22 protein-coding genes are annotated in these 25,046 nt (G+C 65.0%); 12 read left to right on the top strand and 10 right to left on the bottom strand.

The genetic code is table 11. The annotated features are described in order from the left end of the window. The first annotated feature begins 150 nt into the window (after nucleotides 1–150). From AC1DIM_RS05490 to AC1DIM_RS05465, 6 genes are all read left to right on the top strand, one after another. Complete coding sequence (locus tag AC1DIM_RS05490; protein ID WP_477709482.1) at nucleotides 151–1,884, top strand: ABC transporter ATP-binding protein; 1,734 nt, start codon at nucleotides 151–153, stop codon at nucleotides 1,882–1,884. Further along, a complete protein-coding gene (locus AC1DIM_RS05485; protein WP_477709481.1) occupies nucleotides 1,881–3,941 on the top strand; it encodes an ABC transporter ATP-binding protein in 2,061 nt (686 codons plus the stop codon). The genes AC1DIM_RS05490 and AC1DIM_RS05485 overlap by 4 nt, the downstream gene beginning before the upstream one ends. Before the next feature lie 47 nt (nucleotides 3,942–3,988). After that, a complete protein-coding gene (locus AC1DIM_RS05480) occupies nucleotides 3,989–4,405 on the top strand; it encodes an acyl-CoA thioesterase (RefSeq protein WP_477709480.1) in 417 nt (138 codons plus the stop codon). Between the two features lie 122 nt (nucleotides 4,406–4,527). Further along, a complete protein-coding gene (locus AC1DIM_RS05475) occupies nucleotides 4,528–4,767 on the top strand; it encodes a PLDc N-terminal domain-containing protein (protein WP_477709479.1) in 240 nt (79 codons plus the stop codon). A gap of 73 nt (nucleotides 4,768–4,840) precedes the next feature. After that, a complete protein-coding gene (locus AC1DIM_RS05470) occupies nucleotides 4,841–7,075 on the top strand; it encodes an McrB family protein (RefSeq protein ID WP_477709478.1) in 2,235 nt (744 codons plus the stop codon). A gap of 91 nt (nucleotides 7,076–7,166) precedes the next feature. Then, the gene (locus tag AC1DIM_RS05465) at nucleotides 7,167–8,384 is read left to right on the top strand and encodes a 5-methylcytosine restriction system specificity protein McrC (RefSeq protein ID WP_477709477.1); all 1,218 of its coding nucleotides are present in this window, start codon (nucleotides 7,167–7,169) and stop codon (nucleotides 8,382–8,384) included. Nucleotides 8,385–8,425: 41 nt separating this feature from the next. On the opposite strand, the gene AC1DIM_RS05460 is transcribed toward AC1DIM_RS05465, so the two are convergent. Beyond that, nucleotides 8,426–10,081 carry a sensor histidine kinase gene (locus AC1DIM_RS05460; RefSeq protein ID WP_477709476.1) on the bottom strand — a complete coding sequence of 552 codons (1,656 nt, stop codon included), beginning with the start codon at nucleotides 10,079–10,081 and terminating at the stop codon, nucleotides 8,426–8,428. A gap of 100 nt (nucleotides 10,082–10,181) precedes the next feature. Here AC1DIM_RS05460 and AC1DIM_RS05455 point away from each other — a divergent pair, with 100 nt between their 5' ends. Further along, a complete protein-coding gene (locus AC1DIM_RS05455) occupies nucleotides 10,182–10,940 on the top strand; it encodes a response regulator transcription factor (RefSeq protein ID WP_477709475.1) in 759 nt (252 codons plus the stop codon). On the opposite strand, the gene AC1DIM_RS05450 is transcribed toward AC1DIM_RS05455, so the two are convergent. From AC1DIM_RS05450 to AC1DIM_RS05440, 3 genes are all read right to left on the bottom strand, one after another. After that, nucleotides 10,913–11,323: an Hpt domain-containing protein gene (locus AC1DIM_RS05450; RefSeq protein ID WP_477709474.1), complete on the bottom strand. Its 411-nt coding sequence runs from the start codon at nucleotides 11,321–11,323 to the stop codon at nucleotides 10,913–10,915. The two genes, AC1DIM_RS05455 and AC1DIM_RS05450, sit on opposite strands and share 28 nt — an antisense overlap. Before the next feature lie 230 nt (nucleotides 11,324–11,553). Then, complete coding sequence (locus AC1DIM_RS05445) at nucleotides 11,554–11,976, bottom strand: very short patch repair endonuclease (protein WP_477709473.1); 423 nt, start codon at nucleotides 11,974–11,976, stop codon at nucleotides 11,554–11,556. A gap of 19 nt (nucleotides 11,977–11,995) precedes the next feature. Further along, nucleotides 11,996–12,430 (bottom strand): pyridoxamine 5'-phosphate oxidase family protein, encoded by a 435-nt coding sequence (locus AC1DIM_RS05440; protein ID WP_477709472.1) that lies wholly within the window; start codon nucleotides 12,428–12,430, stop codon nucleotides 11,996–11,998. A 229-nt stretch (nucleotides 12,431–12,659) separates the two neighbouring features. Between AC1DIM_RS05440 and AC1DIM_RS05435 the strand changes: the two genes are divergently transcribed. The 3 genes from AC1DIM_RS05435 to AC1DIM_RS05425 all read left to right on the top strand — a co-directional run bounded on the left by AC1DIM_RS05435 (nucleotide 12,660) and on the right by AC1DIM_RS05425 (nucleotide 15,406). Next, complete coding sequence (locus AC1DIM_RS05435; RefSeq protein WP_477709471.1) at nucleotides 12,660–13,322, top strand: DUF6318 family protein; 663 nt, start codon at nucleotides 12,660–12,662, stop codon at nucleotides 13,320–13,322. A 392-nt stretch (nucleotides 13,323–13,714) separates the two neighbouring features. Beyond that, on the top strand, nucleotides 13,715–14,233 hold the full coding sequence (locus AC1DIM_RS05430) for a PKD domain-containing protein (RefSeq protein ID WP_477709470.1): 519 nt from the start codon (nucleotides 13,715–13,717) through the stop codon (nucleotides 14,231–14,233). Between the two features lie 102 nt (nucleotides 14,234–14,335). Then, nucleotides 14,336–15,406 (top strand): alkene reductase, encoded by a 1,071-nt coding sequence (locus AC1DIM_RS05425; protein WP_477709469.1) that lies wholly within the window; start codon nucleotides 14,336–14,338, stop codon nucleotides 15,404–15,406. A gap of 213 nt (nucleotides 15,407–15,619) precedes the next feature. Here AC1DIM_RS05425 and AC1DIM_RS05420 read toward each other — a convergent pair whose 3' ends face one another. Continuing rightward, on the bottom strand, nucleotides 15,620–15,916 hold the full coding sequence (locus AC1DIM_RS05420; RefSeq protein WP_477709540.1) for a hypothetical protein: 297 nt from the start codon (nucleotides 15,914–15,916) through the stop codon (nucleotides 15,620–15,622). A 103-nt stretch (nucleotides 15,917–16,019) separates the two neighbouring features. Here AC1DIM_RS05420 and AC1DIM_RS05415 point away from each other — a divergent pair, with 103 nt between their 5' ends. After that, nucleotides 16,020–18,461 (top strand): Tex family protein, encoded by a 2,442-nt coding sequence (locus AC1DIM_RS05415; RefSeq protein WP_477709468.1) that lies wholly within the window; start codon nucleotides 16,020–16,022, stop codon nucleotides 18,459–18,461. Nucleotides 18,462–18,489: 28 nt separating this feature from the next. Here the strand turns inward: AC1DIM_RS05415 and AC1DIM_RS05410 are convergent, their stop codons facing one another. Genes AC1DIM_RS05410 through AC1DIM_RS05400 form a run of 3 tightly spaced genes read right to left on the bottom strand, consistent with a single transcriptional unit; the run spans nucleotide 18,490 to nucleotide 20,714 of the window. Further along, the gene (locus AC1DIM_RS05410; RefSeq protein WP_477709539.1) at nucleotides 18,490–18,873 is read right to left on the bottom strand and encodes a DUF1622 domain-containing protein; all 384 of its coding nucleotides are present in this window, start codon (nucleotides 18,871–18,873) and stop codon (nucleotides 18,490–18,492) included. Nucleotides 18,874–18,922: 49 nt separating this feature from the next. Beyond that, nucleotides 18,923–19,783 carry an SDR family oxidoreductase gene (locus AC1DIM_RS05405; RefSeq protein ID WP_477709467.1) on the bottom strand — a complete coding sequence of 287 codons (861 nt, stop codon included), beginning with the start codon at nucleotides 19,781–19,783 and terminating at the stop codon, nucleotides 18,923–18,925. A 4-nt stretch (nucleotides 19,784–19,787) separates the two neighbouring features. Continuing rightward, nucleotides 19,788–20,714, bottom strand: coding sequence for an MSMEG_6728 family protein (locus tag AC1DIM_RS05400; protein ID WP_477709466.1), 927 nt, complete (start codon nucleotides 20,712–20,714; stop codon nucleotides 19,788–19,790). 167 nt (nucleotides 20,715–20,881) lie between these two features. Between AC1DIM_RS05400 and AC1DIM_RS05395 the strand changes: the two genes are divergently transcribed. Beyond that, nucleotides 20,882–21,481 carry a hypothetical protein gene (locus tag AC1DIM_RS05395; RefSeq protein ID WP_477709465.1) on the top strand — a complete coding sequence of 200 codons (600 nt, stop codon included), beginning with the start codon at nucleotides 20,882–20,884 and terminating at the stop codon, nucleotides 21,479–21,481. Between the two features lie 125 nt (nucleotides 21,482–21,606). On the opposite strand, the gene AC1DIM_RS05390 is transcribed toward AC1DIM_RS05395, so the two are convergent. Both AC1DIM_RS05390 and AC1DIM_RS05385 read right to left on the bottom strand, forming a co-directional pair. Continuing rightward, nucleotides 21,607–22,254: a transglycosylase family protein gene (locus AC1DIM_RS05390; protein WP_477709464.1), complete on the bottom strand. Its 648-nt coding sequence runs from the start codon at nucleotides 22,252–22,254 to the stop codon at nucleotides 21,607–21,609. Nucleotides 22,255–22,467: 213 nt separating this feature from the next. Further along, nucleotides 22,468–25,035 carry an excinuclease ABC subunit UvrA gene (locus AC1DIM_RS05385; RefSeq protein WP_477709463.1) on the bottom strand — a complete coding sequence of 856 codons (2,568 nt, stop codon included), beginning with the start codon at nucleotides 25,033–25,035 and terminating at the stop codon, nucleotides 22,468–22,470. Nucleotides 25,036–25,046 lie beyond the last annotated feature (11 nt).

Genomic DNA, 25,046 nt, shown 5'->3' with positions numbered 1-25,046 from the left:
CGCCTTCGGCGTACCTCCTGAGGATGATTTTGCCCGGGCGTATTTCGCCCGGCCAACTGATTTCGTAGAGTAGGTAGGCTAAGAATGTCAGCCTCTGCTGCTACTACTTATCTCACCATTTCGCGCTCTCTCCCTTAAGGACCCGTGGGCATGCTCCTGACCCTGATACGGCGCTATTCCAAGCCGTATACGCCATACATCGTGGCCGTGATTTTTTTCCAGCTGGCGTCCACCATCGCAGCGCTCTACCTGCCCAGCCTCAACGCCCAGATCATCGATGAAGGCGTTTCCCGCGGCGACACCGACTTCATCTGGCGGACCGGAGCCGTGATGCTCGTGGTGGCACTGGTCCAGGTGGGCACGGCCATCGCCGGGGTCTACTTCGGCTCCAAGACGGCCATGGCTGTGGGGCGCGACCTCCGCCGCGGAGTGTTCCGCAAGGTCACCAGCTTCTCCGCGAAGGATGTGAACACGTTCGGCGCCCCCACCCTCATCACCCGCGGCACGAACGATGTCCAGCAGGTTCAGATGCTGGTGCTGATGGGCCTGAACTTCATGGTGGCTACCCCCATCATGTGCATCGGCGGCATCATCATGGCGCTCCGCGAGGACCTCAGCCTGTCCTGGCTGGTCTGGGTGTCGGTGCCTGTGCTGATTGTGGTGGTGGGCTACCTGGTGGTCCGGCTGATGCCCCTCTTCCGCGCAATGCAGAAGAAGATCGACCGCATCAACGCCGTGCTGCGTGAGCAGATCATCGGCATCAGGGTGGTCCGCGCCTTTGTCCGCGAACCCTACGAGACCGGCCGATTTGGAGTAGCCAACAAGGACCTCACCGACGTTTCCCTGAAGATCGGGGCCCTGTTTGTCCTGATGTTCCCGGCCATCGGGATGATCCTGCACCTTTCCACTGCCGCAGTGCTGTGGTTCGGCGGCCAGCGTGTGGATTCCGGCGACATGCAGGTGGGCTCCCTGACGGCCTTCCTGCAGTACCTGCTGCAAATCCTGATGGCCGTCATGATGGGCACGTTTATGGCCATGATGATCCCGCGCGCCTCAGTCTGCGCGGACCGCATTGGTGAAGTGCTCGACGTCGAACCCTCCATCCATGATCCCGAACGTCCCGAAACGCCCGCCGCCCTCGCCGGCGTAGTGGAGTACCGGAACGTCACCTTTGCCTACCCCGGTGCCGAGTCGCCGGTGCTGAGCAACATCAGCTTCACGGCGAAGCCGGGGGAGACCGTGGCCATCATCGGTTCCACCGGTGCAGGCAAGAGTTCCCTGCTGTCCCTGCTGCCACGCCTTTACGACATTGCCGAGGGCGAAGTCCTGCTGGACGGCGTCTCCGTCAGTAACCTGGACCGCGCCGAGATCACCAAGCGCGTTGCCCTGGTCCCGCAGCGGCCCTACCTTTTCTCCGGCACCATCGAACACAACCTGCGCTTCGGCAAGACCGAAGCCACGGACCAGGAACTGTGGGATGCACTGCACATCGCCCAAGGCGAGGACTTTGTCCGAGAGAAGAAGAACGGCCTGAACTCCCGCATCGCGCAGGGCGGCACCAACGTCTCCGGCGGCCAGCGGCAGCGGCTGTGTATTGCCCGCGCCTTGGTCACCAAGCCCAAGGTGTTCCTCTTTGACGATTCCTTCTCGGCCTTGGACGTGGCCACGGATGCCAGGCTCCGTGCCGCGCTGAAACCGACCACCGCCGATGCCACCGTGATCATTGTGGCCCAGCGCATCTCCACCATCACCGAGGCCGACCAGATCCTGGTTCTGGACAACGGCAGGATCGTTGACCGCGGAACGCATGAGGAACTCCTGGAAACCTCGCCCACCTACCAGGAAATTGTTGAATCCCAGCTGAGCGTGGAGGAAATGGCATGAGCGCCGCCAAGAAGGACCACACCGGCCTGAACCTCGAAAAGACGGAACCCGCGACAACGCCGGAGGACCTCCTGGAGGACGAATTCTTCGAGGAGGAATTCAAGCCTTCCGAGGCCGACGGCGACATGTTCGGCGGCATGCCTGCCAAAAAGGCCGAACACTTCTGGCCCTCGGCGAAGCGGCTGATGGGGCTCCTGAAGCCTGAGGCCGTGGGCATCTACGGTGTGGTGGCCCTGGTGGTGGTCTCGGTGGTCCTGAACGTTATCGCGCCCAAGATCCTGGGCCAGGCCATGGACGTGATCTTCGGCGGCGTGGTGGGCAAACAACTGCCCGCAGGCGCGAGCAAGGACCAGTTCGTTGAAGGGCTGCGCCAGCAGGGCCAGGAGAACTTCGCGGACATGATCGCGAAGATGGAGCTCGTTCCCGGCACCGGGATCAACTTCCAGAAACTGTCCGTCCTGATCGCCATTGTGCTGCTGATGTACTTCGTGGCCAATATCTTCCTGTGGCTGCAGGGCTACGTGCTGAACCGCATCGTGATGAAGGTGATCCGCCGGCTCCGTGACGACACCGAAAAGAAGCTGAACCGGCTCCCGCTGAACTACTTCGACACGCGCCAGCGCGGCGACGTCCTCTCCCGGGTGACGAACGACGTCGACAACGTCCAGCAGGCGCTGCAGCAGGCCTTCGCTCAGCTGATCAGTTCCCTGCTGACGGTCATCGGCATTGTGATCATGATGTTCATCGTCTCCTGGCAGCTGGCCCTGATCGCGCTGATCGCCCTGCCGCTTTCGGGTGTTGCGGCCGGACTGATCGGCTCGCGCAGCCAGAAGCTGTTTGCCGCCCAGTGGAAGAACACCGGTGAGCTGAACGGCCAGATCGAGGAGTCCTTCTCCGGGCACGATCTGGTGCGGGTCTTTGGCCGTGACGCCGACATGCTGGAGCGCTTCGAAGAGCGGAACGAGGCCCTGTACAAGGCCAGCTTCGGGGCCCAGTTTGTCTCCGGCATCATCTTCCCGGTCATGCAGTTCGTCTCCTACCTCAGCTATGTGGGTATCGCTGTGGTGGGTGGCTTGCGGGTAGCTTCGGGCTCGATGTCGCTGGGTGACGCCACGGCTTTCATCCAGTACTCGCGCGAGTTCACCCAGCCGCTGGGGCAGATGGCCGGAATGGCCAACATGCTGCAGTCCGGTGTGGCCTCCTCCGAGCGGGTCTTCGAATTCCTCGACGCCGACGAACAGGACGCCGAGACCGCTACGGACCACTTGCCGGCCAAAACCGACGGGCACGTGGAGTTCCAGGACGTCACGTTCAGCTACACGCCGGACAAACCCCTGATCGAAGACCTGTCCTTCACGGCCGAGCCCGGGCACACCGTGGCAATCGTCGGCCCCACCGGCGCGGGCAAGACCACCCTGGTCAACCTCGTGATGCGCTTCTATGAGCTCAACTCCGGGTCCATCACCCTGGACGGCGTGGATGTCACCAAGCTGAGCCGCTCCGAGCTGCGGTCCAAAGTGGGCATGGTGCTCCAGGATGCCTGGCTCTTCGGCGGTTCCATCTACGACAACATCCGTTACGGCAACCTGGACGCCACCGAGGAGCAGGTCATGGCGGCGGCGAAGGCAACCTTCGTGGACCGCTTTGTCCGTGCCCTGCCCGATGGCTACGACACCGTGATCGATGAGGAGGGCAATAACGTCAGCGCCGGTGAGAAGCAGCTGATCACCATCGCCCGCGCATTTGTGGCCAACCCGTCGCTGCTCATCCTCGATGAGGCCACCAGCTCCGTGGACACGCGTACCGAACTGCTGGTCCAGAAGGCCATGGCCGCGCTCCGGACGGACCGTACCAGCTTTGTGATCGCCCACCGTCTGTCCACCATCCGCGATGCCGACACCATCCTGGTAATGGAGAACGGCAAGATCGTGGAGCAGGGCAACCACAAGGCCCTGCTGGCAGCCGAGGGCGCGTACTACCGCCTGTACATGTCGCAGTTCGCGGGCTCCAACGTTGAGGAAACGGTAGTGGACGACTCGACGGCGGTACACAGCTGAGCGCGCAGACTAACGCCGGACCCCGGCGCATCGAGGTTTTGGTGCCGATGCGCTGGGGTGACATGGACGCCTACGGTCACATCAACAACGTCCAGATTGTGCGGATGCTGGAGGAGGCCCGGATTGCCGCGTTCGGGCCGCCGCGGGGTACCGGCATGCCCGGCATCGAGCCCGAAGTCGGACTCTTCAACGAGGTCCCCGAGGGAACGCTGGCGCTCGTGGTGGACCACAAGATCCGCTACGTCAAGACCCTCGAATACCGCAATGTCCCGGCCGTGGTCCAGGTGTGGATCGGGGCCGTGAAGGGCGCCAGCTTCGACATCCACTACCTGGTGCAGGACCCCGTGACCCGTGAAGACTGCGTCCGGGGCAGCAGCCACCTCGCGTTTGTGGACGAGGCCTCCGGGCGCGTCCTGCGTCTGACACCCGAGCAGAAAGAACGGATGGCGCCGTTCACTTTCTGAGCCGCGGGCACGCTGTGCACTGTCAAGTTGTGCACCTGCAAACCCGCACTTACAACCCGGTACCCGTTGCACGGGCGCCGTGCACACCCGAAACTGGGTATACCCACAAAGGAGCGTTGACCATGGCAAAGAAGGCCAAAAAGACCTGGAAAGAGATGTCACCGGCGGCACGGGCAGGATTCGTGGCCGTGGGGATAGTGCAGGTGGCGCTGATGCTGGCTGCCCAGCGGGATATCAGCAAGCGCCCGGCAGCCCAAATCAACGGGCCGAAGGCGGCCTGGCGGGCGGCGGCCCTCATCAATTTCATCGGTCCGTTGGGATACTTCATTCTTGGGCGCAAGCGGCCCGGTGCACATACATAGGACGCCCCGGCAAGATCCGCGAGGGCAGCGGCCTAGGAGCAGCCACTCAGCTTGAGCCTGTAAATTTGAACATATGACCCCGCCTCCCAAGACTGCAATGCACCGCGCCCTCGGCGTCTCCAAGGAGATCGAGGAGGCTGCGTGGTTTGTACTCGGCCCGGGCCTGCAGGGCAAGCCGTCGGCCCTGGACGGCAAGACCCTCACGTGGACGGCCGACGCCGCTGCCGAGCTGCTGGAGCGGCTGGAGCGTGGCGTGGCGGACGCCAAGGCGCCCATGATGACGAACCTTCGGCAGAACCTCGAAGGAGCCTCCCGCGAGGCGAAACAGCTCGCAGTGGAACTGCTCTTCCTGCAGTCGCTGCCGCTGGCCCACGAGGTGAAGTCGCTCAAGGTCAAGCGCGCCCGCGTGGCGGAAGCCGCGTCCTGGCTGGAGCCTGCGCTGGAGCTGCCCGAGGAACTGTACAAGGGCATGACGGACCACGGCGTGATCAGGGACCGCACCGCCGAGTTCAACTGGACCATCTGGGACCACCTGAAGTGGCTCTGCCGGTTCGTGCAGCACGTGGACCAGCAGGTTCCGGCGGCCATCAACAAGGCGCTGAAGGAACCGCTGAAGTTCCACGAGCTGGCTGCCGGCGCCCCCGAGGACCAGCCTGCCATCCGTCGCAGCATCGAGTACCTGGCATGGCCCAGCTATTTTGAACCGGTGGTGGCGGACGTCGAACGCCGCGAAATCCGTGATGCGTTCGCTTCCTTGGTGGGCGGCGCCAACGGCGACTCGGACGAGGACATTACCGCCGACATCCACCGCATCCGCCTCCACCTGGACGAACAGGCCGGGCAGCGCATCGACTGGTACGCCCGCCAACTGGTGAGCCAGTGGCGCAAGGTCGGGGACCCCGGCCGCCGCGCGTGGCTGTTGCGAACCCACAGCGACAACGCCGAGCTCCTCGCCTCCTGGCACGAGGAGGAAAAGGTGACGCTCGACGTCGAACACCTCCGCCACCTCGACCCCGGGGTGACTGCCGGGCTGGTGCAGCACGCGGTGGATGAGGACTACAAGCATCTGGGCTACGTGGAGCGGGAGGACATCAAGACCGCCGTCTTCGCGTTCCTGACGGTCATGAAACCTGGCGACCTTGTCCTGTACCAGAACTCGGGCAAGGTGCGGCTCGGGGTGGTGCTGGGTGAACCTGAGCACAATGAGGACAACCGCCAGATGCGGCGCAAGGTCCGCTGGCTCGACGACGAAGGGCACACCACGGGCGAACTTCCCCGTCACGTCCAGCGACAGCTGGCCACTGCCGGGATCATCGTGGACGTCACCAAGGTGGTGCAGGCGCTGCAGGCGCTCGTCCCCGGCGAGGCCGAACCGGACGACGACGACCCCGCAACAGCCGCCGTCGAAGTCGTCCCCGTGCCGCAGGGCTTTCGCCCGCTGGACCGCGCCTTCGCGGATTCGCTCCACATGGACCTCGAGCCGCTGCAGGAGATTGCGGAACTGCTCGAGGAGAACCGCCAGTTGGTTCTCTATGGTCCGCCGGGAACCGGCAAGACGTATTTGGCCAAGCACCTCGCCGCGGAGCTCGCGCAGGACAGCACGGATGAACGGGTGAAGCTGGTGCAGTTCCATCCGTCATACGCGTATGAGGACTTCTTCGAAGGCTACCGGCCGGACAAAACGGACGAGGGGCAGGTGTCCTTCAAGCTCGTGGCAGGCCCGCTGCGCCGGTTGGCAGAGGAAGCGGCCAAGCCCGGAAACGAAAAGAAGCCCTACTTCCTGATCATCGACGAGATGAACCGCGCCAACCTGGCCAAGGTCTTTGGCGAGCTGTACTTCCTGCTGGAGTATCGCGACGACAGGATCTACCTGCAGTACAGCCCCAACGAGCCGTTTACGCTGCCGGACAACCTCTACATCATCGGCACCATGAACACCGCAGACCGGTCCATCGCCATGATGGATGCCGCCATCCGCCGCCGGTTCGCGTTCATCGAGCTGCACCCGCAGACAGAACCGGTCAAGGGCTCGCTGCTGCGCTTCCTGCAGGCGCGGCAGCTAGACACCACACCGGCGCTCCTGCTCGATGCGCTGAACGCGGCCATTGACGAGTGGGACCGGGACCTGATGATCGGCCCGTCGTATTTCATGAAGCCGGCAGCGCAGACGCCTGCCGGGCTACGCCGGATCTGGAAGTACGAGCTGATGCCGCTGCTGGAAGAGCATTACCACGGCCAGCTGACCCGGGCGCAGCTGGAGGAGCGGTTCGGGCTGGAGCCGCTGCTGGGACGCCTTGCGGCCAGCTAAGGGGCTGCCGGCTGAGTCGGTGCCGGCCAAGCGGCTACCGGCCAAACCACTGCCGGCTAAGCCCGTCCAGGCCCCGGCGCACGGCGGCCCCGTGAAGGGGAGCAAGCACTTGGTCCTGGACGAGCTGTCCGGCGGCGTTGTGGAGCGTCTCGACGCCGTCAGTGCCGCGTTCCTGAACTCGAGCGGGCTGGCCAAGGCGTCGCCAATGGGCATGGGCCTCTACCGGATCGAACCGGTGGGCAAGGTGGGGTCCGTCCGGACGGCCACCATGCAGCTTGATGTCAGGCCCAAGGACCGGCTGGGCCTGAGCCGGCTGCTTTTCCTCCTCAGTTACGCCGGCAACCAGGGATTCCGGGCCGATTCTGTGTCCGCTGTCGAGGACCGCGAACTGTGGAGTGCTCTGGCGGAATCGCTGGCCCAGTTGGCGGAACGTGCTTTGGGACGCGGGGTGCTGCAGGGCTACCTGACCGTGGACGAGTCCCTCCGCACGGTCAAGGGCCGCATCCGGATTTCGGACCAGATTTCCCGCCGCCCGGGCATGCTGGTGCCGCTGGAGGTCTCCTACGACGAGTTTACGGAGGACATCGCCGAGAACCGGATCCTGCGCGCGGCCTTGGAGCGCATGGGCCAGGTCCCGCGGGTCCGGCCAGAGGTCCTGAGCCGCTTGCGCCAGCTCAAGGGAAAGCTCGACGCCGTCACCCGCCTTCCAGCCGGCGCTCCGCTGCCGCCGTGGACACCGAGCAGGATGAACGTCCGCTACCACTCGGTGCTGCGCCTGGCCGGACTGATCCTCCGGAACGCGTCCGCCGAAGCCGGCGAGGGCAAGCAGCAGACGGCGTCCTTCGTGGTGGACGTGGCGCAGGTGTTTGAGGACTTCGTGGGCGCGGCGCTCCGCGAGGCCATGGCGGTGTATCCGGGGGAGACACGGCTGCAGTACAACGCACTCCTCAGCGAGGCCGTCCGCGATGCTGACAGGCTCTCGGTTAGCCCGGATGCCGTGCATCTGCTGCATGGGCGCCCCGTGGTGGTCTACAACGCCAAGTACAAAGCCGCCGCGGATCTCGGCGCGTCCCTGACAGCCGACCACTATCAGATGCTGGCCCACTGCACCGCCCTGGGCGTGCCGACGGCCTGGCTTGTCTACGCAGGTGCCGGTGAGATGAAGCTGCGGCGGATCCTCAATACCGACATAGACATTGTGGAGTTTCCGTTGGATCTGTCGCTGCCGCCGTCCGAGATCCTTGCCGCGGTGGCGGAGCTGGCGCGGCAGTCCTGGGGTGAAGTGGTCCGCACCTCCCTGGACGCGTAGTCCCGACACGCTCCCAGGGCCCCGCGGGCCCGGCCATTCGCCTACACAGGCATGCGGAAGCTGAAGGTGGTGCCCTCGCCCAGCTTGCTATCCACCTGGATGGTGCCGCCGTGGGCCTCCACGATGGCCTTGCTGATGGACAGGCCCAGCCCTACCCCGGGGATGGCGGTCCGGCGCACGCTGCTGGTCCGGAAGAATTTGGCGAACACCTCGGCCTGGTCCTCGGGGCTCATGCCCATCCCCGTGTCGCTGACACTGCAGGTGAAGTGGCCGTCTCGCTGCGCCAGGGAAACCACCACGTTGCCGCCGTCGGGGGAGTATTTGATGGCGTTCGAGACCAGGTTGTCCAGCACCTGCGAGATGCGGGGACCGTCCACGTGGGCGTCCAGCCGGTCCGGCGCGTCGGCTTTGAGCACAACACGGGCGGCATCGGCCTTGGGTTTGGCCGCGGAGACGCTGGCGCGCACCAGCTCGGCGACGTCCACGGCGTGCGGTGTGACGATCAGCTGGCCGTTCCTGGTGGCCAGTAGGTCCGACACCAGGGTGAGCAGGCGCTCGGAATTGCGCCGGATGATGTTCAGGGGTTCGAGCTGGTCCTCGGCGGGCTCGTCCTCCAGCAGGATTTCCACGTAGCCGAGGATGGACGTCAGGGGTGTCCTGAACTCATGGGACACGCTGGAGACGAACTCGTCCTTGGCTGCCAGGGCGTTCACCAGGTCTGTTACGTCGCTGAAAACAATGACGGAGCCCGCGAACTGGCCGTCGGCGTCCCTCATGGCACGGGCGCTGGTGGTGATGGCCCGTTGTTCCTTCCCTGCGCCCAGCCAGACCAGGTAGTCCGTGAAGGTCTCGCCCAGGACGGCCCTCCGCACGGGGCGCTCCGCCACCGGAACCGGGGTACTGCGGTCCGCGGCGAAGACCAGCAGCTGCGACTCGTTCGGATCCTCGAGGTCCTTCGGGGTGGCCAGTTCGTGGTTGGCACGCTGTTTCCGGTTCATCAGGATGTCGTGTCCATCTGCATCGATGGCCAGGACGCCTATGTTCACGGTTTCCAGGACGGAGTTGAGGAGAGCCTCCTGTTGTTTGGTACCGCGGAGGCTGGCCTGGAGTTGCTCGTCCTTTTCCTCAAGGGTCCGCTGCTGCCGCATCATGCTGAGCGTCAGCACGCTGACAGACACGCCGATGCCAAGCATCATGACGGGAAGGAGGAGCGACTTGGCGAGGCTGGGACCGGACAAGTCTGCACGGACAACCAACGGAACCCAGATAATGGCCAACGGCGCCAGGAAGGAGACCCAGAGGGCAAGCCGCGGATAGTAGCCCGACGCGCAGAGCCAGATGACGGGGAAAACAGCCAACAGGCTGATGCCCGTCAGGCTTTCCTGCCCGCCCTCCCGGCCCAACGCGATGGAGACAAAGTCCAGGACAGGGATGGCGAGGAAGCTTGTATAGGGCAGCTTGTGCCAAGGCACCACCAAGCACAAAGCCATGAGGGCCAGTTGGGAGCCCAGGAACGCCAGGAACATGGGATTGTCCATGGTGTGGGGGTAGAACGCCCACATGAGGAACGCCGTCAGGAGTGTCGTAATAAACAGGGGGAGCTGGCTTAACGCCACCCGGGCCGTCAGCCGATATTCATGGAATGGACGGCGGAAGAACTGCAACCGGCCCGTTGCCCAGGCCACCGGCTCAGTCATGAAGGGCAGCCAGAGGTGTCAGGGTTGTGAGACGCATACCAACAGGGTATCGGCAGCGGGCTATACTTCTCACGTTGTCAAGCTGGCTGAGGGGGCTTGTATGAGTGAAGCACGTGTGGGTCTGGTCATCGAGGATGATCAGGATATACGGGAGTTGGTCCGCGCGGTTCTGACCCAGGCTGGGTTTGACGTGAGCGTCGCCGCCAGCGGAACTGAAGGAGTTCTGGCGGCAAGATCGCTGAATCCTGATGTCATCACCCTGGATTTGGGCTTGCCGGATATTGACGGGTTTGAGGTCTCCCGCCAGATCCGGGAATTCTCCGACGCCTACATCGTGATGCTGACGGCACGGGCGGAAGAACTGGATACCTTGATCGGACTTGAGTCCGGGGCTGATGACTACCTCACCAAGCCGTTCCGCCCCCGTGAACTCCGGGCGCGAATTGCTGCCATGATGCGCAGGCCCCGCACGGTTCCTGACATTGTGGAGGATGCAGCGGCGGGGGAGCAGCCGGGCGAGCCCGGAACCGGCCAGTACAGCCATAACGGCCTGGACCTCACGTACGCGTCACGCTCCGTCACAGTGGACGGCCAGGAACTCAACCTGACGCGGACGGAGTTTGAACTGCTCTACGCCCTGCTCGAGGCGGGACGGACTGTCCGGACCAAATCTGATCTGGTGCGTCGCCTCCGGGACGAGGATTACGACGTCGGGAGTTACATCAGCGAGGCAGACGAACGGTCCGTGGAGGTGCACATGGGCAATCTGCGTAAGAAGCTCGGCGACTCACCACAGCGTCCGCGCTGGCTGCAGACGGTCCGCGGCGTTGGCTACCGGTTGGCGCCCGCGGAACGCTGAGCCGCCAAGCGGTTCAGCGTCTGGCGGCAGCACAGGTTGATGGGCCGGAGGTAGTCGGCGGCCAGTTGCGGCAGCGCGACGGAGGCCCCCTCGCGGGGCGAGTGCTCGCGGATGGAGTGTTCAAGGTCTATGGCCAGGCCGGCCAGCCTTACTGCGCCCACCATCTGGCTTGAGGTCTTGAGGCTGAGGACAGCGTCCACGGCTCCTGGCAGGTCACCTGTGGTCAGAGCCACGCGAAGCTTGCCGATCCGGACGGGTAGATAGTCGATGAAATTGCCCACAAAAACGGTGCAGTAGCCCTCGTCCTCAGCTAATTCATCACGGAGGCGGTCAAGGACCGAGGGATCCACCAAGGGGCGTCCTGCACMGTTGGAGGAAGCCATTTCTGTCCTTTCCGCTTGCGTCGCCCACTCCAGAAGGCTGGGGTGGAAGTGTGGGTCGTCGTGCATCTTCAGAGTAAATCGCTTCCTTGGTCCAGCGACCCTCCGGGATCATGAATGGGGTTTTAATGTGGAGAATGCGGAATTTGCCGTAGTAGTTCATCTTTGCCGGTGCCGATCAATTCGGGCAGGGGCAAACACTCAAGAATGGCTCAAGTTCGGGCGGGCGCTGCCTACGCGCCGAGAAACGCCACCAGCTGGGCTTCGAGGGCTGAGCTGTCCTTCAGTTCGCACTCCCACACGGTAAGTACCTCCCAGCCGGAGGCTTCCAACTGGCGGCGTTGCTGGTCATCCCGCTCCCGGGTCCGGGTCCGCTTGGCTTCCCAGAAAGTGGCGTTCGCCTTGGGGGCGTGCTGCCCTGCGCGGCAGCCGTGGAAGTGCCAAAAGCAGCCGTTAACGAAGATGACCTTGCGCCGGCTTGCGAAGACCAGGTCCGGGTTTCCGGGCAAGCGGACGCTGCCGGACTTGCCGTGGAGACGGTACCGGTATCCCTTGGCATGCAGGAGGCGGCGCACCAGTAACTCCGGCTGGGTGTTCTTGCCCCGAATGCGGGACATGTTCCAGCTCCGCTGCTCGGGCGTCAGCCTGTCCGACATGGTTCCAGTCCAGGAGCTCCTAGATTTCCCGTTCCGGCTGTTCGCCCAGTTCAAAATGGCGACCGCTGACGGACGTGGGCACAACCTCCACGTAGAAATCCTTGAGCGTGGGCACCCAGGTTTTCAGGCCCAGCTCCTCGACGGCGGCGAGTTCCGCTGAGTTGCTCAGGACCCGCGCTGTTCCCCTGAGCACCACCGACCAGGCTTCATCAGAAAGAATGCCGTCTGTTTCCAGCAGCACGCTCGAGTTGATGGTGAGCTGGGCCAGCTTGTTCCCCGGCGCCGTCCGGAGGTAAATCTTCCGGCCCGAAGCGAGGTAGTTGACAGGGAAGATGTCCGGTTCGCCGGCAACGGAGACCACCAGCCGGCCGTGCCGGGTGGCTTCCAAGAGTTTCCAGGACTGCTCGTCGTCGAGTTCCAGGACGGGCTGGCCGTCGGAGTGCGTGTACATCATAGAGGCCATTGTTCTACGTTCCGTAGAAGAATTCTAGGGCTGGGCGTGGGAATTTTCGGCTTCTTGCCGCCCGTACCTCCCCTCTGGACGCTTTTGATTGGTCCCGCACCGTGGTGGAACCGTTGCTTGGAGGCTGTGGATAACTTTGATCGCTCTGATGTGTCCTGGGCTACCCTTAGATCATTGTTCGGAGCGAGGCGTCTTGAAACTATCGGGGGATTAGCTGCCCATGACATCGCACAACTACTTCACTGTCAGGCTTCTGCGGGCCGCCACTATCGCGACCGTTGCGGCGGCGGCCCTGGCCCTTTCCGGTTGTAACTCCGGTGACGGCCCCGGCGCAACGGACACCACATCACCCGCGGTATCGCAGACGCCGAGCGCCACTCCCACGCCAACCCCGACTGTCACCCCGGCTTACGTGCCGGCGTCCGCCAGCGGGCGTGCCCAGAACGTGCCGGTGCCGGTCCTTCCGGAGGTGGCAAAGACGGAGACTAAGGAGGGGCTGGAGGCGTTCGCGCGGTATTGGTATGCCACTTTGACCTACGCCTATGAGACCGGGGAGATGCAACGTCTAGAGAGCATTTCCGGCCCGACATGCTCTACTTGCGCCCGAGTTAAGGAAGTCGTTCAAGGTTGGCACTCAGACGGTCGGTGGCTCGCGGGAGGACGCATGGTCGTTGAGGGGGCACAAACCAAGTTCCTGGAGGTTGCGCCCGGCGAATATCAGGTCCTGATTCAAGTGAAACAGGAGCCGCTTTCCTATTTCCGAGCCGATAAGTCGTTGGATGAGACTACGCAAGACCGACCCGCGATCGGCGACATCATGGTAGCCGGTTATGAAAACGGTCGTTGGACTGCGAAGACCGTTGAGCACCTGGTCAATGGATAATGAAAACAATTTCATGCTGGGGGTTGTTGTCTTCCGTGCTGCTGATAAGTCTTCTGCATGTTCCTCTGGCAGCGGCTGCGGACTCTCCCGTCAAGGGTGACTGGATGGAGACAGGGGTGAGTGTCGGGGGTTGGTTTCAGCACCCTAGTTCGGGAGCCTGGACTCAGACACCGATGGGGCAGCCAAGTGATCCGTATGTGTACATGTACAAGCACGTGTGCCGGACGGACGCAACCCTAGATGGGTCAAACTGCGCTGGACCAGATATTGAGTGCCGTGCAGGTCAGGATGGAAGAAGCGTTAACTGGTATAGATCGTTCGCAGAGTTCAGCCCGCCCGTTTGGAGTCTATTCGCAGGTCCGACCTGCATTTACGGCGAGAAGCCCGTTGACGTGCTGGAACAAATAGCCGCCGATATCCAGCGGCAGTTCGAGAGCTTGCCGATCAACGCTGGCTCGGTCGTCGCGCAGCCGAGTCCGCATACGCTCCGCGGTGCCGAAACGAACTTTTACGCGGACGCGGCGGAGCAGCAGTTCGACGTGACGATGTTCGGGCAGAAAGTTCACGTCATTGCTACTCCGGTCCAGTACACCTGGAACTACGGCGACGGCACCGTCTTCGGCCCCCAACCTTCGATGGGCGGTCCGTTGCCGCAGGCGCGCTGGGGCGAGAAGACGCGGACCAGCCACGCGTACGCGCAAACAGGCGACTTCCAAGTGGTCCTCACCACGTCATTCCAAGGGACCTACTCCGTGAACGCCGGACCGCCGCTGCCCATCCCCGGTCAGGGCCAGTTCAGCGCGCCGCCGCAAGCCATCAGCGTGTGGCGTTCCGTCACCCGGAACTATGCCGACGACTGCAACGCGAACCCGCAGGGGCAGGGCTGCCCCGGAGTGCCGTCAGCGCAGTAAACGGTCCCCGCAGTCAGGTGTGACGGTCGTCTCGACCGGAATAGATGCAGACGCTAACCAGTTAGGCACAGCAGAACTAATTCACTGCGAAAGGAACTGCCTGTGCTGTTTTCCCCGTTGACTCTTGGTGGGCTCGAACTGTCCAACCGCCTGGTGATGGCGCCCCTGACCCGCCTTCGCGCGGGCCAGGAGGGCGTCCCGGGTCCGCTGCTTGTGGAGCATTACCGTCAGCGCGCGTCCCTCGGCCTCATCGTCAGCGAGGGCACCTACCCGAGCCCGGCAGGGCGTTCCTACATGGGCCAGCCCGGACTTGTCACGGACCAGCAGATCGCCGGCTGGAGGAAAGTCACCGACGCCGTTCATGCCGAAGGCGGCCGGATGTTCGCCCAGGTGATGCACGGCGGGCGGGTGTCCCACGAGGACATCACCGGCGGGCACACCATTGTGGCCCCCAGCGCTGTGGCAATCGACGGTGACGTCCGCACCCCGTCCGGCAAGAAGCCATTCCCGGTGCCGCATGCCTTGACCGGTGACGAACTCGCCGTGGTGATGCAGGAAATCGTGACGGCCTCCCGCAACGCAATAGACGCCGGCTTCGACGGCGTGGAGCTGCACTCGGCCAACGGCTACCTCCTTCACGAATTCCTCGCGCCCAGCTCCAACGTCCGCACGGACAGCTACGGGGGATCGCCGGAAAACCGCGCCCGCTTCGTGATCGAGACGGTCAATGCGGTGGCGGCGGCAGTGGGTGCCCAGCGCGTCGGCATCCGCATCTCACCCGAGCACAATGTCCAGGGCGCCTTTGAAACAGATGCGGCTGATGTCCGCGCTACCTACGAGGTTCTGGTGGACAGCATTGCGCCGCTGAACCTCGCCTACCTCAGCGTCCTCCACCAGGACCCCACCAGTGAATTGGTGCAGGATCTCCGGGCGCGTTTCAACGGCACATTCCTGGTGAACTCCGGCTTCGGCACCGTGACCACCCGGGAGGAAGCGGCCGCCCTGGTGGACGGCGGCCACGCTGACGCTGTGGTGGTGGGTCGCCCCGCCATCGCCAACCCGGACCTCGCGCGGCGTTGGCAGGAAAACCTTCCATTGAACGAGCCGGACCCGTCCACGTTCTACGCAGACAGCTCAGTGGGCTACACGGATTATCCCGTGCACTCGGCCTAGCGGCCAGCACGTGGGCCCGGCCCATGATTAACGACGACGGCGGCACCCGGCTTGGGGTGCCGCCGTCGTTGGCTGCTCGGTGTGCTGTCCCGGCAGCTCGAGCCAAAGCCATCCGACGGCTGTGGGCTCTTTTACCAGAAGAATGCTCGCTCAGGCCTGCAAAAGTGAGCGTTACCGCCAGAATACTCCAGCGAATGGATTATTGCTAGGTCTCTACATGAAAGCTTCCCGGCCGGTCCCTTCGCGCATCACGAGTCTGTCGTCCTGGATGGAAACGAGCAGGCTCTTGGGCTTTCCGCTGACTTTGGTGATGGCCTTCAGGCCGCGGTTGGTGACCTCCACGCCGATTTGTGCACCTTTGGCCGGCAGTTCAACGGATGCTTCGTAGGCTTCGCCGATGAGCGGGTTGGTGGAGACGCCAATATCGCGACGGACCTCCTTGCCGTTGACCATGACGGTGATGTTGGCTTCGTCGAATCCATCCTGAAAGACGATGAGCAGTTCCCGCATGGTGGCCTCTTCCTCGAGAGAAATTCCCTGTGACTGCATATCCACTACAGCACTTCGCGGCCCGCAGTGGAATACCCGGCCAGCCGGGTGCCCCCTGACCCGGATGGAGGCGGCCGGGTCCGTAAGGCAAAATGTTCTGGTGACCACCCAACTTCCGCATGCCACGTCCGCACCCGCGTCCGCCAATACCCCGGACGGGGCCATCCACGCCCAGATCGCCGCTGAGCTCGGCGTGAAGACCTGGCAGGTGAAAGCCGCCGTGGAACTGCTCGACGGCGGATCCACCGTCCCGTTCATCGCCCGCTACCGCAAGGAAGCCACAGGGACGCTCGATGACACCCAGCTTCGCGAGCTCGACGAGCGTCTGCGCTACCTCCGCGAACTCGAGGACCGCCGTCGTACCGTCCTGGAGACGATCGCCGCGCAGGGCCAACTGACTGCCCAGCTGCAGGCGGCGATCCTGGCAGCGGACACCAAGTCCCGGCTGGAGGACATCTACCTCCCGTTCAAGTCCAAGCGGCGCACGAAGGCGCAGATCGCCCGCGAAGCCGGCCTTGAGCCACTCGCCGACGTGCTGCTCAAGCGGCCCGACCTGGACCCCGAACGCGAAGCGGCCAAGTATCTGAACGCCGAGCACTCCATCGGCGACGCCGCAGCCGCGCTCGCCGGTGCGCGTTCCATCCTCGTGGAACGCGCAGCCCAGGATCCGGACCTGGCCGCGAACCTGCGCGAGCGGCTCTGGAACCAGGGTCGGATGGTGTCGCGCGTGAAGAAGGGCAAGGAGGCCGAAGGCCAGAAGTTCGCCGACTACTTTGAGTTCACCCAGGCCCCTTCGGGAATGCCCTCGCATCGCGTCCTCGCGCTGCTGCGTGGCGAGAAGGACGGCGTCCTGGATCTGGACCTCGCCGAAGCTGATCCGAACAACGACGCCGCCCTCGCCGCCGCCCGTGCCCGCTACGAGACTGCGGTGGCGAGGTGTCTCGGAGTGGCAGACCGCGGCCGACCCGCTGACGCTTGGCTGATGCAGACCGCGGAGATTGCCTGGCGCTCGCGGGTGCTCGCCAGGCTGACCGCCGACCTCCGGGGCCGCATGTTCACCGCCGCCGAGGACGAGGCGGTTCGGGTGTTCGCCGCGAACCTGCGGGACGTCCTGCTGGCGGCCCCCGCAGGCAACCGCGCCACACTGGGCCTGGACCCGGGACTGCGGACCGGTGTGAAGGTGGCCGTTGTGGACGGCACAGGCAAAGTCGTGGCCACGGACACCGTGTACCCGCACGCGCCGGCACGGAAGTGGGACGAAGCGCTGGCCACCTTGGTGGGGCTCGCACAAAAACACAACGTTGATCTGGTGGCCATTGGCAACGGCACGGCGTCCCGGGAGACTGACAAGCTTGCCGCGGAACTGATCAAGCTGCTGCCCGCCGCCGAGAAGAAACCTCAGAAATTGGTGGTCTCCGAGGCGGGGGCGTCGGTGTACTCGGCGTCGGCACTGGCCGCCGCCGAACTGCCCGGCATGGACGTTTCGCTCCGCGGGGCGGTTTCCATCGCCCGGAGGCTGCAGGATCCGCTCGCGGAACTGGTGAAGATTGATCCCAAATCCATCGGCGTTGGCCAGTACCAGCACGACGTCACGGCATCGAAGCTGGACCGCAGCCTGGACGCCGTGGTGGAAGACTGTGTGAACGCGGTAGGCGTGGACGTGAACACTGCTTCGCCCGCGCTCCTGAGCCGCGTGGCCGGCGTCGGGCCTTTGTTGAGTGAAAACATTGTGGCCTACCGGAACGAACACGGGCCGTTTGCCAAGCGCAGCGAACTGAAGAAGGTGCCGCGGCTGGGCGCGAAGGCCTTTGAACAGTGCGCCGGCTTCCTGCGGATCACCGGGGGAGCGGAGCCGCTGGACGCTTCAAGTGTGCACCCCGAAGCCTATTCCGTGGCCCGGAAAATCCTGGTCGCCGCCGGCTCTGCGCCGGCATCGTCCCTGGATCCGCGGGCCTTCGTCGACGGGACGTTTGGCCTGCCCACGGTCCAGGACATCCTGGCTGAGCTGGACAAGCCAGGCCGCGACCCGCGGCCGGCGTTTGCCGCGGCGACGTTCTCCGAGGGTATCGAAAAGATCTCCGACCTCAAGCCCGGCATGGTGCTTGAGGGGACGGTGACAAATGTTGCCGCGTTCGGCGCCTTTGTTGACGTGGGGGTGCACCAGGACGGCCTGGTACACGTGTCCGCGCTGGCCAACCGGTTCGTGTCGGACCCGCGCGAAGTGGTCAAGTCGGGGCAGGTTGTGCGCGTGAAAGTGCTGGAAGCCGATCCGGAGCGGAAGCGGATTTCGCTGACACTAAGGCTCGACGACGAGCCGCAGCCTTCCGGCGGGCTGCAGACCGTTGGTCGGCCCGAAGCCCGCCGTCAGGAACGGGTCCAGGCCGGCGCCAATGCGTCTGGTGGACGCCCCGCTGCAGCGAAGAAAACCCCGAGTTCAGCGCCGAAAGCGGTGCCGGTGAACACGGCGATGGCTGAGGCGCTGCGCAAGGCTGGCCTGGGCAAGTAGGTCATTATGTCAGGCTGGCAGTCATGCCTTAGGCCTGGGCGGCTGCCGGCTGCCCAGGCGCCTTTTGCCACGGCCAGCGTCCGGTGATTTCCAGTTCCAGCGAGAAGCTCAGGAACGTACGGATGAGGACGATGATCGCCAACACCCCCACGCTCTCGAACGTGGGGGTAACGGCCACTGTGCGGATGATGTCGGCGGCCACCAGGAGCTCAAGGCCCAGCAGGATGGATCTCCCCAACAGCTGCCGGTACGAGCGGTAGACGGTCAGCTTTTCAGCACCGGCGGGCAGTTTTCGCGGCTGGTACCCCCGGAAGGCCATGGGGATTGATACCAAAGCGCCGAGAACCATCACGGCGACGCCGGCGAAGTCCAAGTATTTACCCACGGCCTCGATGATCTGCTGGAAATCCATCATGCTCCTCGAATACGGCTGTTAGCGCGCGGCAGGTTCGCGCGGCAGGTTAGGGGTGGCGTACTCCGGTGCCGGCCAGCACCGCGCGGTAACCTTCCCGGAACGTAGGGTATGCCAACTCGAGCCCGGACGCCCGGAGCAACGCGTTGCTGCAGCGTTTATTGCCGCCGCGGGCCTCGCCGGCCGGACCGACCGGCGGTTCGGGATACCCCATCTCGGCGGCGAGGAACCGCAGGACGTCCCCCAGATCCGCCGGATCGTTGTCCACGCCAACGTAAACCGGTGCCGGGTCGGCGGCCATCGAAGCCAGATGCACCATCGCCGCTGCGGCATCATCCCGGTGGATTCGGTTGGTGAACCGCGGCTCGTCGGGAATCATGGCCTTACCGCTCCGGACCTGGTCTATCAAACGAGTCCGCCCGGGACCGTAGATCCCGCCGAGTCGCAGCACAACGGCCGCGGAACCGGTGCCGCGGAGCCGCGAAAACAGGAGTTCCTCCGCCTCCTGCAGGACGCGCCCCGAGAATCCCCCTGGCGCCGCCGTCGTACCCTCGTCAACCCAGCCGCCTGCAGCGTCCCCGTACACCGCGGTGGAGGACACAAAGAGCACGCGCCGGGGCGTGACGCCGTCGCGCTCCATAGCGTCGAGGACGTGCGCCAACCCGTCCACGTACGCGGCCCGGTAGGCCGTTTCCGTGGGGGAGTCGGCAGCAACAGCGACGACGACGGCGGTGGTGTCCGCCGGGATAACCGGCAGGTCGGTGCCGCTCAGGTCAGCCGACACGCCTTCGATACGCGGCGGCAGCTTTTCCGGCGAACGGCGCCAGCCCACCACCCTGTGTCCCGCGGCGGCGAACCGCAGCCCGGCCTCAGTTCCCAGATCGCCGCAGCCGGCCAGGAGGATCGTCACGCGATCAGGGGGCGAGAACCGACGGAGCCGGAACCGGGAAGAACACGCGCGGATCCTGCAGCAGTGCAGGGTAATCGAACGCGGACCGGTCGATCACTTCGCTGACGCTGAAGTTGCGGCCGAAGCGGCCGTCGTCGAGCGTGATGGGCCGGCCCAGGACCTGCCCCACGGCGAATTTGCGGCCGTCCTCGAACGCCACGGCAACGGTGGTTTTGCCGGGCAGCGTGGCGAATGCTTCCTCCTGCGCCTGGCGCTTCCGTGTGGGCTTCTTGACAAGCTTGGGAGGCAGTTTGCGCGGCTGCTTGGAGGGGCGGCGCGAGCCGTCATCAACGTAAACGGGCGAATAGCCATCCGCCGCGGGAGCCGAAGCGGTGGCATGGGCGCGCCGGACCGGCGGCAGCGCCACGGTATCCAGCTTCTCCGGATCAACCTCGCTGTGCGCGTCCCTGAGGATCCACAGGAAGTCATCCTCGGGGTCCGCCGGAAGGAATTCGTGCCTGGGCTCCGGCCAGATGTAGTCCAGATCCAAATCGGCGTCCAGGAACACTGACTTGTAGAACTTCGGTTCCTTGCGGAGCAGTTTGGCGCGGTGGCTCAAATGAAAATCGGGGTTCCCGAGCCACTCCGGCATGGGAATCTTGGCGGCGTAGTCCGGATGGGCCGCCTGGGGCGCGAACTCGGTGATGTTGGCGCGCGTATGGTCTGCATGGCCGCGCGTGGTCCATTCGTCCACCATCGCCAGGCCATACAAGGTCAGCGCCGGCACGTGGCCCATCCACATGCGGACGGCGGGGTGGGTCTGCCAGCCGTACTCGGGAATCACCAGAGCCCGGAGGGTCTGCAGCGCCTCGACACGCTGCTTGCCAAGCCTGGCGGTGTCCAGTGCTGCGGCGCTCTGCCGGAAATCGGGATACGGAAGGAAGGTTTGCATCCATTCAGTCTGACGGCACGCGGCGGATGTGCCAATTGCAGTGCCCGCCGCCACACGGAGTGCCCCGGCGGCGGGCCAGTGATGTTCACATAGTGGACTGATGCATACGCCGAGGGCCGTTACCCACTAAGATCACCGAAAAGCCCCACCGTCCCGGAAGCCCCCCCATGACAATCGCACCTGAAAAGACCCCCGGTCCATCGTCGCACTTCAAGCCCAAGTTCGGGCAGATGCTGAGCCCGGAGGCCAAGGGCATCCTGGTCCTTGATGAATTTACCCTCGACCCGGCCGAAGCGCGGAAAGAGCAGCACGGCTTCCGCGCTGTCCTGGCCTCCGTAGCCCTGACCCTTCGCCGGATAGTCGCGCTGCGGGTTGTCATTGCTCTCGTAGCCATTGGCAACTTGCCCCTCTTCCTGCTGACGAGCGGCATGTGGATCTACGCCGTGTCCCTCGTCCTCGTGGTCGCCGTCCATTTCGCTGTTTCCTGGCTCAACAAGCACGAACCCAAAGTGCGCCAACGCCAGCTGCTGGAACTTCATCTGCACCGTGAGAAGAGCGCCAACTACCGCAAAGTCCGCGACGCCGTGAAGTACATCATCGACACGCCGAGCCGCATGAACGAGCAGCTCTACCTCGAGCTGCTTGCTGCAAAGCGCGTGGCACTGAACGTAGCCCACGGCACGGTGGCACTGCTGGATACCAGCGACGCCAGCGCCTGGAAAGTGCGGATCGTGAGGGAAATCCCGGTCGCCGGCCTAGGCCTTTAGCAGCAGCGAAAACTGAACAACACACGACGCCGGAGCTCCCGTGGACGGGAGCTCCGGCGTTTGTTGTTTCCTGCTTTGCCGTTCCCGGGAGGGGTGGGAAAGGGGATCCCGGGAACGGGCGGGCGCTAGGCGGGGAGCTGGATGACCTGCCCGGCGAACACGAGGTTCGGGTTGGCAATGGTGTCCAGGTTGGCGTCCGCTAGCTTCTCCCAACCGCCTACGATGCCAAGTTTGGTGGCAACGGTGCTGAGGGTGTCGCCCGCTTCCAGCGTGTAGGTCTCGCCGCTCAGAGCCGGAGGCGCGGAGTGCTGCGGTGCTGTTACATCATGTGCTGGAGACCGAACATCGCCCTGGGTGACCGGCGCCTGGGTGATGGGCGCCTGGGTAACCGGCGCGCTCTGCGGTCCAGCCGCCGTCGCTCCGCCCCCGCCGCTCAGGCCAAGCTGGGCAGCGCAGGCAGGCCACGCGCCCCAGCCCTGCGAGGCCTGGACCTGCTCGGCCACGGCGATCTGCTGCTCGCGGCTGGCGGCGGCCGCGGACCCGGTGCCACCGTGGGCCGCCCACGTGCTGTTGCTGAACTGCAGGCCACCGGAGTAACCGTTACCGGTGTTTGTGGCCCAGTTCCCGCCACTCTCGCATTGGGCGAGGGCGTCCCAGGTTCCGCCGTTGGTGGCCGCGTTGGCGCCGGTGGCGGAGAGCGCAAGGCCGGCCGCTGAGATGGCGGCAACTGTGACTCCGCGGCGTGCGGCAGTACGGATGGTGGTGTTTTTCATGTGATGCTCCTGAAGGCCACCAGCGCTCGGTCCGTCCCCGGAGGTTATCGCGCCACTGCCCGCCCCTGACAAATAGAGGTCAATTTTCGGTGTCTGCCGGCCGGGCAGTTCTGGTGGAGGCAGCACCTGGCATTCATTCCGCCCGCTTGGCGGGCTTGTATTTCACGCTAGGGCATCCGGCTGCCGTTATCAAACCGAGATCAATTCTGGTGATCAGCTGGTGGCTTGCTGGTGGAGCGCTGCTGCCAAGTAGGGCGCGGTGCGGCCCTGGGAGGAACGCGCGACGTCGGCGGCGGTGCCCGCAGCGACGACCCGTCCGCCCGCATCGCCACCGGATGGGCCAAGGTCGATGACCCAGTCGGCGCCAGCCACCACGTCCATCTCGTGTTCCACCACCACCACCGTGTTTCCGCTGTCCACCAGCCCCTGGAGTTGGGTCATCAGCAGTTGGACGTCGGCGGGATGCAGCCCGGTGGTCGGCTCGTCCAGGAGGTAGAGCGTGTGTCCGCGCCGGGCCCGCTGGAGTTCGGTGGCGAGCTTGATTCGCTGGGCTTCGCCGCCGGACAGCTCGGTGGCAGGCTGGCCCAGCCGGAGGTAGCCGAGGCCCACATCGCGGAGACTCTTGAGGCTGCGGGCCGCCGCGGGAATGTCGGCGAGGAACGCGGCAGCGGCGTCCACCGTCAGGCGCAGGACCTCGGCCACGTTCTTGCCGCGGTACGTCACCTCAAGGGTCTCCGGGTTGTAGCGCGAACCGCCGCATTCAGGACACGGACCGTAGCTGCCGGGAAGGAAGAGCAGTTCCACGGCGACGAAGCCTTCGCCCTGGCATGTCTCGCAGCGCCCGCCGGCCACGTTGAAGGAGAACCTGCCCGCGCCGAATCCGCGTGCCCGGGCCTGGTCCGTGGCGGCGAACTCTTTGCGCACAGCGTCAAACAGCCCGGTGTAGGTGGCCAGGTTGGAGCGTGGCGTCCGTCCGATGGGCTTCTGGTCCACGGTCACCAGCCTGTCGATCCGGTCCGTCCCCCTCACCGTCCCCACCGTCAGCGGTGCGGCGGGCCCTGCCTCGTCCGGTTCGGCGGGTTCCGGCGCCGGGTGGTCCCGCAGGCTGGAACCCACTACGTCGGCGAGGACACGGCTCACCAGGGTTGACTTGCCAGAGCCGGACACGCCTGTGACTGCCGTCAGGACGCCGAGCGGGAAACGGGCGTCAAGGTCCTTGAGGTTGTGCTGGCTGATTCCGGTCAGTTCGAGCCAGCCGTCGGGTTCGCGGCCGGCCCCGCGCGGAGCCGGCAAACCGCTGGCCGGAGTGCCGCCGCGGTTCGCGCCGCCGTCGAACAGGAACGGGCGGGTGACCGACTCCGCAACGTCCGCCAGGCCGGCGACGGGACCGCTGTACAGAACCTCGCCGCCGCCTTCCCCGGCGCGGGGCCCAACGTCCACCAGCCAGTCGGCCCGGCGGACCACATCCATGTTGTGTTCCACCACGAAGACCGAATTGCCTGACGCCTTGAGCTGGTCAAGGACGGCCAGGAGCGGTTCGGCGTCTGCCGGGTGAAGGCCTGCGGAGGGTTCGTCCAGCACGTAGATCACCCCGAACAGTCCGGACCGGAGTTGGGTGGCGATTCTCAGCCGCTGCATTTCGCCGGGGGAGAGGGTGGGGGTGGAACGGCCCAGGGCGAGGTAGCCGAGGCCCAGGTCCAGCAGCACCGTGATGCGGTGCAGGAGGTCGGCGGTGATGGCGACGGCCACCTCGTTCTCCTCCCCGGATGACTGCCGGCGGGAGGCGGTTCCGGCGTCCGTGAGGCCGGCAGTGGGGCGGATGATCTCGGCGAGCTCCACCATGGGTGCGGCGTTGAGTTCGGCGATGTTCCTGCCTGCGAAGGACACTGCCAGGGCTTCGGGCCGCAGCCCTGTTCCCCCGCAGCGGGGGCAGGGCCCGGATTCCATGAACGCCAGGACGCGCTCCCGCATGGCAGCGCTCTGGGAGTCCGCCAGGGTGTGCAGGACGTAGCTTTTGGCGCTCCAGAAACGGCCTTTGTACGGCTTGGCCACACGGTCCCTTTCGGGCGTGACTTCGACGACGGGTTGCTCCGCCGTGAACAGGATCCAGTCGCGCTGCTTCTTGGGCAGCTTCCGCCAGGGGACGTCCACGTCGTAGCCGAGGTGGCTGAGGATGTCGCGGAGGTTTTTGCCCTGCCAGGCGCCGGGCCATGCGGCGATAGCACCTTCACGGATGGTCAGGCCGGTGTCCGGCACCAGTGAATTCTCGCTGACCGTGTGGGCCACTCCCAGCCCGTGGCATTCCTGGCAGGCGCCGGCGGCAGTGTTCGGCGAGAAGGCGTCAGAGTCCAGTTGGGCGGCCCCGGGCGGATAGGTTCCAGCCCTCGAGAACAGCATGCGGAGCGAATTGGACAGCGTGGTCACCGTGCCCACGGTGGAGCGGCTGCTCGGTGCGCCGCGGCGCTGTTGAAGCGCGACGGCGGGCGGCAGCCCGGAGATCATCTCCACCTTGGGATTGTGGCCCTGCTGGATGAGGCGGCGTGCGTACGGGGCTACGGATTCGAAGTAGCGGCGCTGGGCTTCGGCGTAGATGGTGCCGAATGCCAGTGACGACTTTCCGGAGCCGGAGACCCCTGTGAAGGCCACGATCGAGTCGCGGGGCACATCCACGTCCACGTTCCGCAGGTTATTCTCCCGGGCTCCCCGGACCCGGACGAAGCCGTCCGAGAGGTGCCCGGAAGCGGGAAAGGTACGATCGTCAGTCTGCTCGGGGTTCCGCATTGGTCCGACTC

It is taken from the genome of Pseudarthrobacter sp. 01T43 (genome assembly GCF_056398665.1).
This window is presented reverse-complemented; position numbering and strand designations above follow the sequence as displayed.

Excerpts from the sequence above, each read along its gene's own strand:
- AC1DIM_RS05490 (WP_477709482.1), top strand. The coding sequence starts at position 151 with ATGCTCCTGACCCTGATACGGCGCTATTCCAAGCCGTATACGCCATAC.
- AC1DIM_RS05485 (WP_477709481.1), top strand. The coding sequence starts at position 1,881 with ATGAGCGCCGCCAAGAAGGACCACACCGGCCTGAACCTCGAAAAGACG.
- AC1DIM_RS05480 (WP_477709480.1), top strand. The coding sequence starts at position 3,989 with ATGCGCTGGGGTGACATGGACGCCTACGGTCACATCAACAACGTCCAG.
- AC1DIM_RS05475 (WP_477709479.1), top strand. The coding sequence starts at position 4,528 with ATGGCAAAGAAGGCCAAAAAGACCTGGAAAGAGATGTCACCGGCGGCA.
- AC1DIM_RS05470 (WP_477709478.1), top strand. The coding sequence starts at position 4,841 with ATGACCCCGCCTCCCAAGACTGCAATGCACCGCGCCCTCGGCGTCTCC.
- AC1DIM_RS05460 (WP_477709476.1), bottom strand. The coding sequence starts at position 10,081 with ATGACTGAGCCGGTGGCCTGGGCAACGGGCCGGTTGCAGTTCTTCCGC.
- AC1DIM_RS05455 (WP_477709475.1), top strand. The coding sequence starts at position 10,182 with ATGAGTGAAGCACGTGTGGGTCTGGTCATCGAGGATGATCAGGATATA.
- AC1DIM_RS05445 (WP_477709473.1), bottom strand. The coding sequence starts at position 11,976 with ATGTCGGACAGGCTGACGCCCGAGCAGCGGAGCTGGAACATGTCCCGC.
- AC1DIM_RS05440 (WP_477709472.1), bottom strand. The coding sequence starts at position 12,430 with ATGATGTACACGCACTCCGACGGCCAGCCCGTCCTGGAACTCGACGAC.
- AC1DIM_RS05435 (WP_477709471.1), top strand. The coding sequence starts at position 12,660 with ATGACATCGCACAACTACTTCACTGTCAGGCTTCTGCGGGCCGCCACT.
- AC1DIM_RS05420 (WP_477709540.1), bottom strand. The coding sequence starts at position 15,916 with ATGCGGGAACTGCTCATCGTCTTTCAGGATGGATTCGACGAAGCCAAC.
- AC1DIM_RS05415 (WP_477709468.1), top strand. The coding sequence starts at position 16,020 with ATGGAGGCGGCCGGGTCCGTAAGGCAAAATGTTCTGGTGACCACCCAA.
- AC1DIM_RS05410 (WP_477709539.1), bottom strand. The coding sequence starts at position 18,873 with ATGGATTTCCAGCAGATCATCGAGGCCGTGGGTAAATACTTGGACTTC.
- AC1DIM_RS05400 (WP_477709466.1), bottom strand. The coding sequence starts at position 20,714 with ATGCAAACCTTCCTTCCGTATCCCGATTTCCGGCAGAGCGCCGCAGCA.
- AC1DIM_RS05395 (WP_477709465.1), top strand. The coding sequence starts at position 20,882 with ATGACAATCGCACCTGAAAAGACCCCCGGTCCATCGTCGCACTTCAAG.
- AC1DIM_RS05390 (WP_477709464.1), bottom strand. The coding sequence starts at position 22,254 with ATGAAAAACACCACCATCCGTACTGCCGCACGCCGCGGAGTCACAGTT.
- AC1DIM_RS05385 (WP_477709463.1), bottom strand. The coding sequence starts at position 25,035 with ATGCGGAACCCCGAGCAGACTGACGATCGTACCTTTCCCGCTTCCGGG.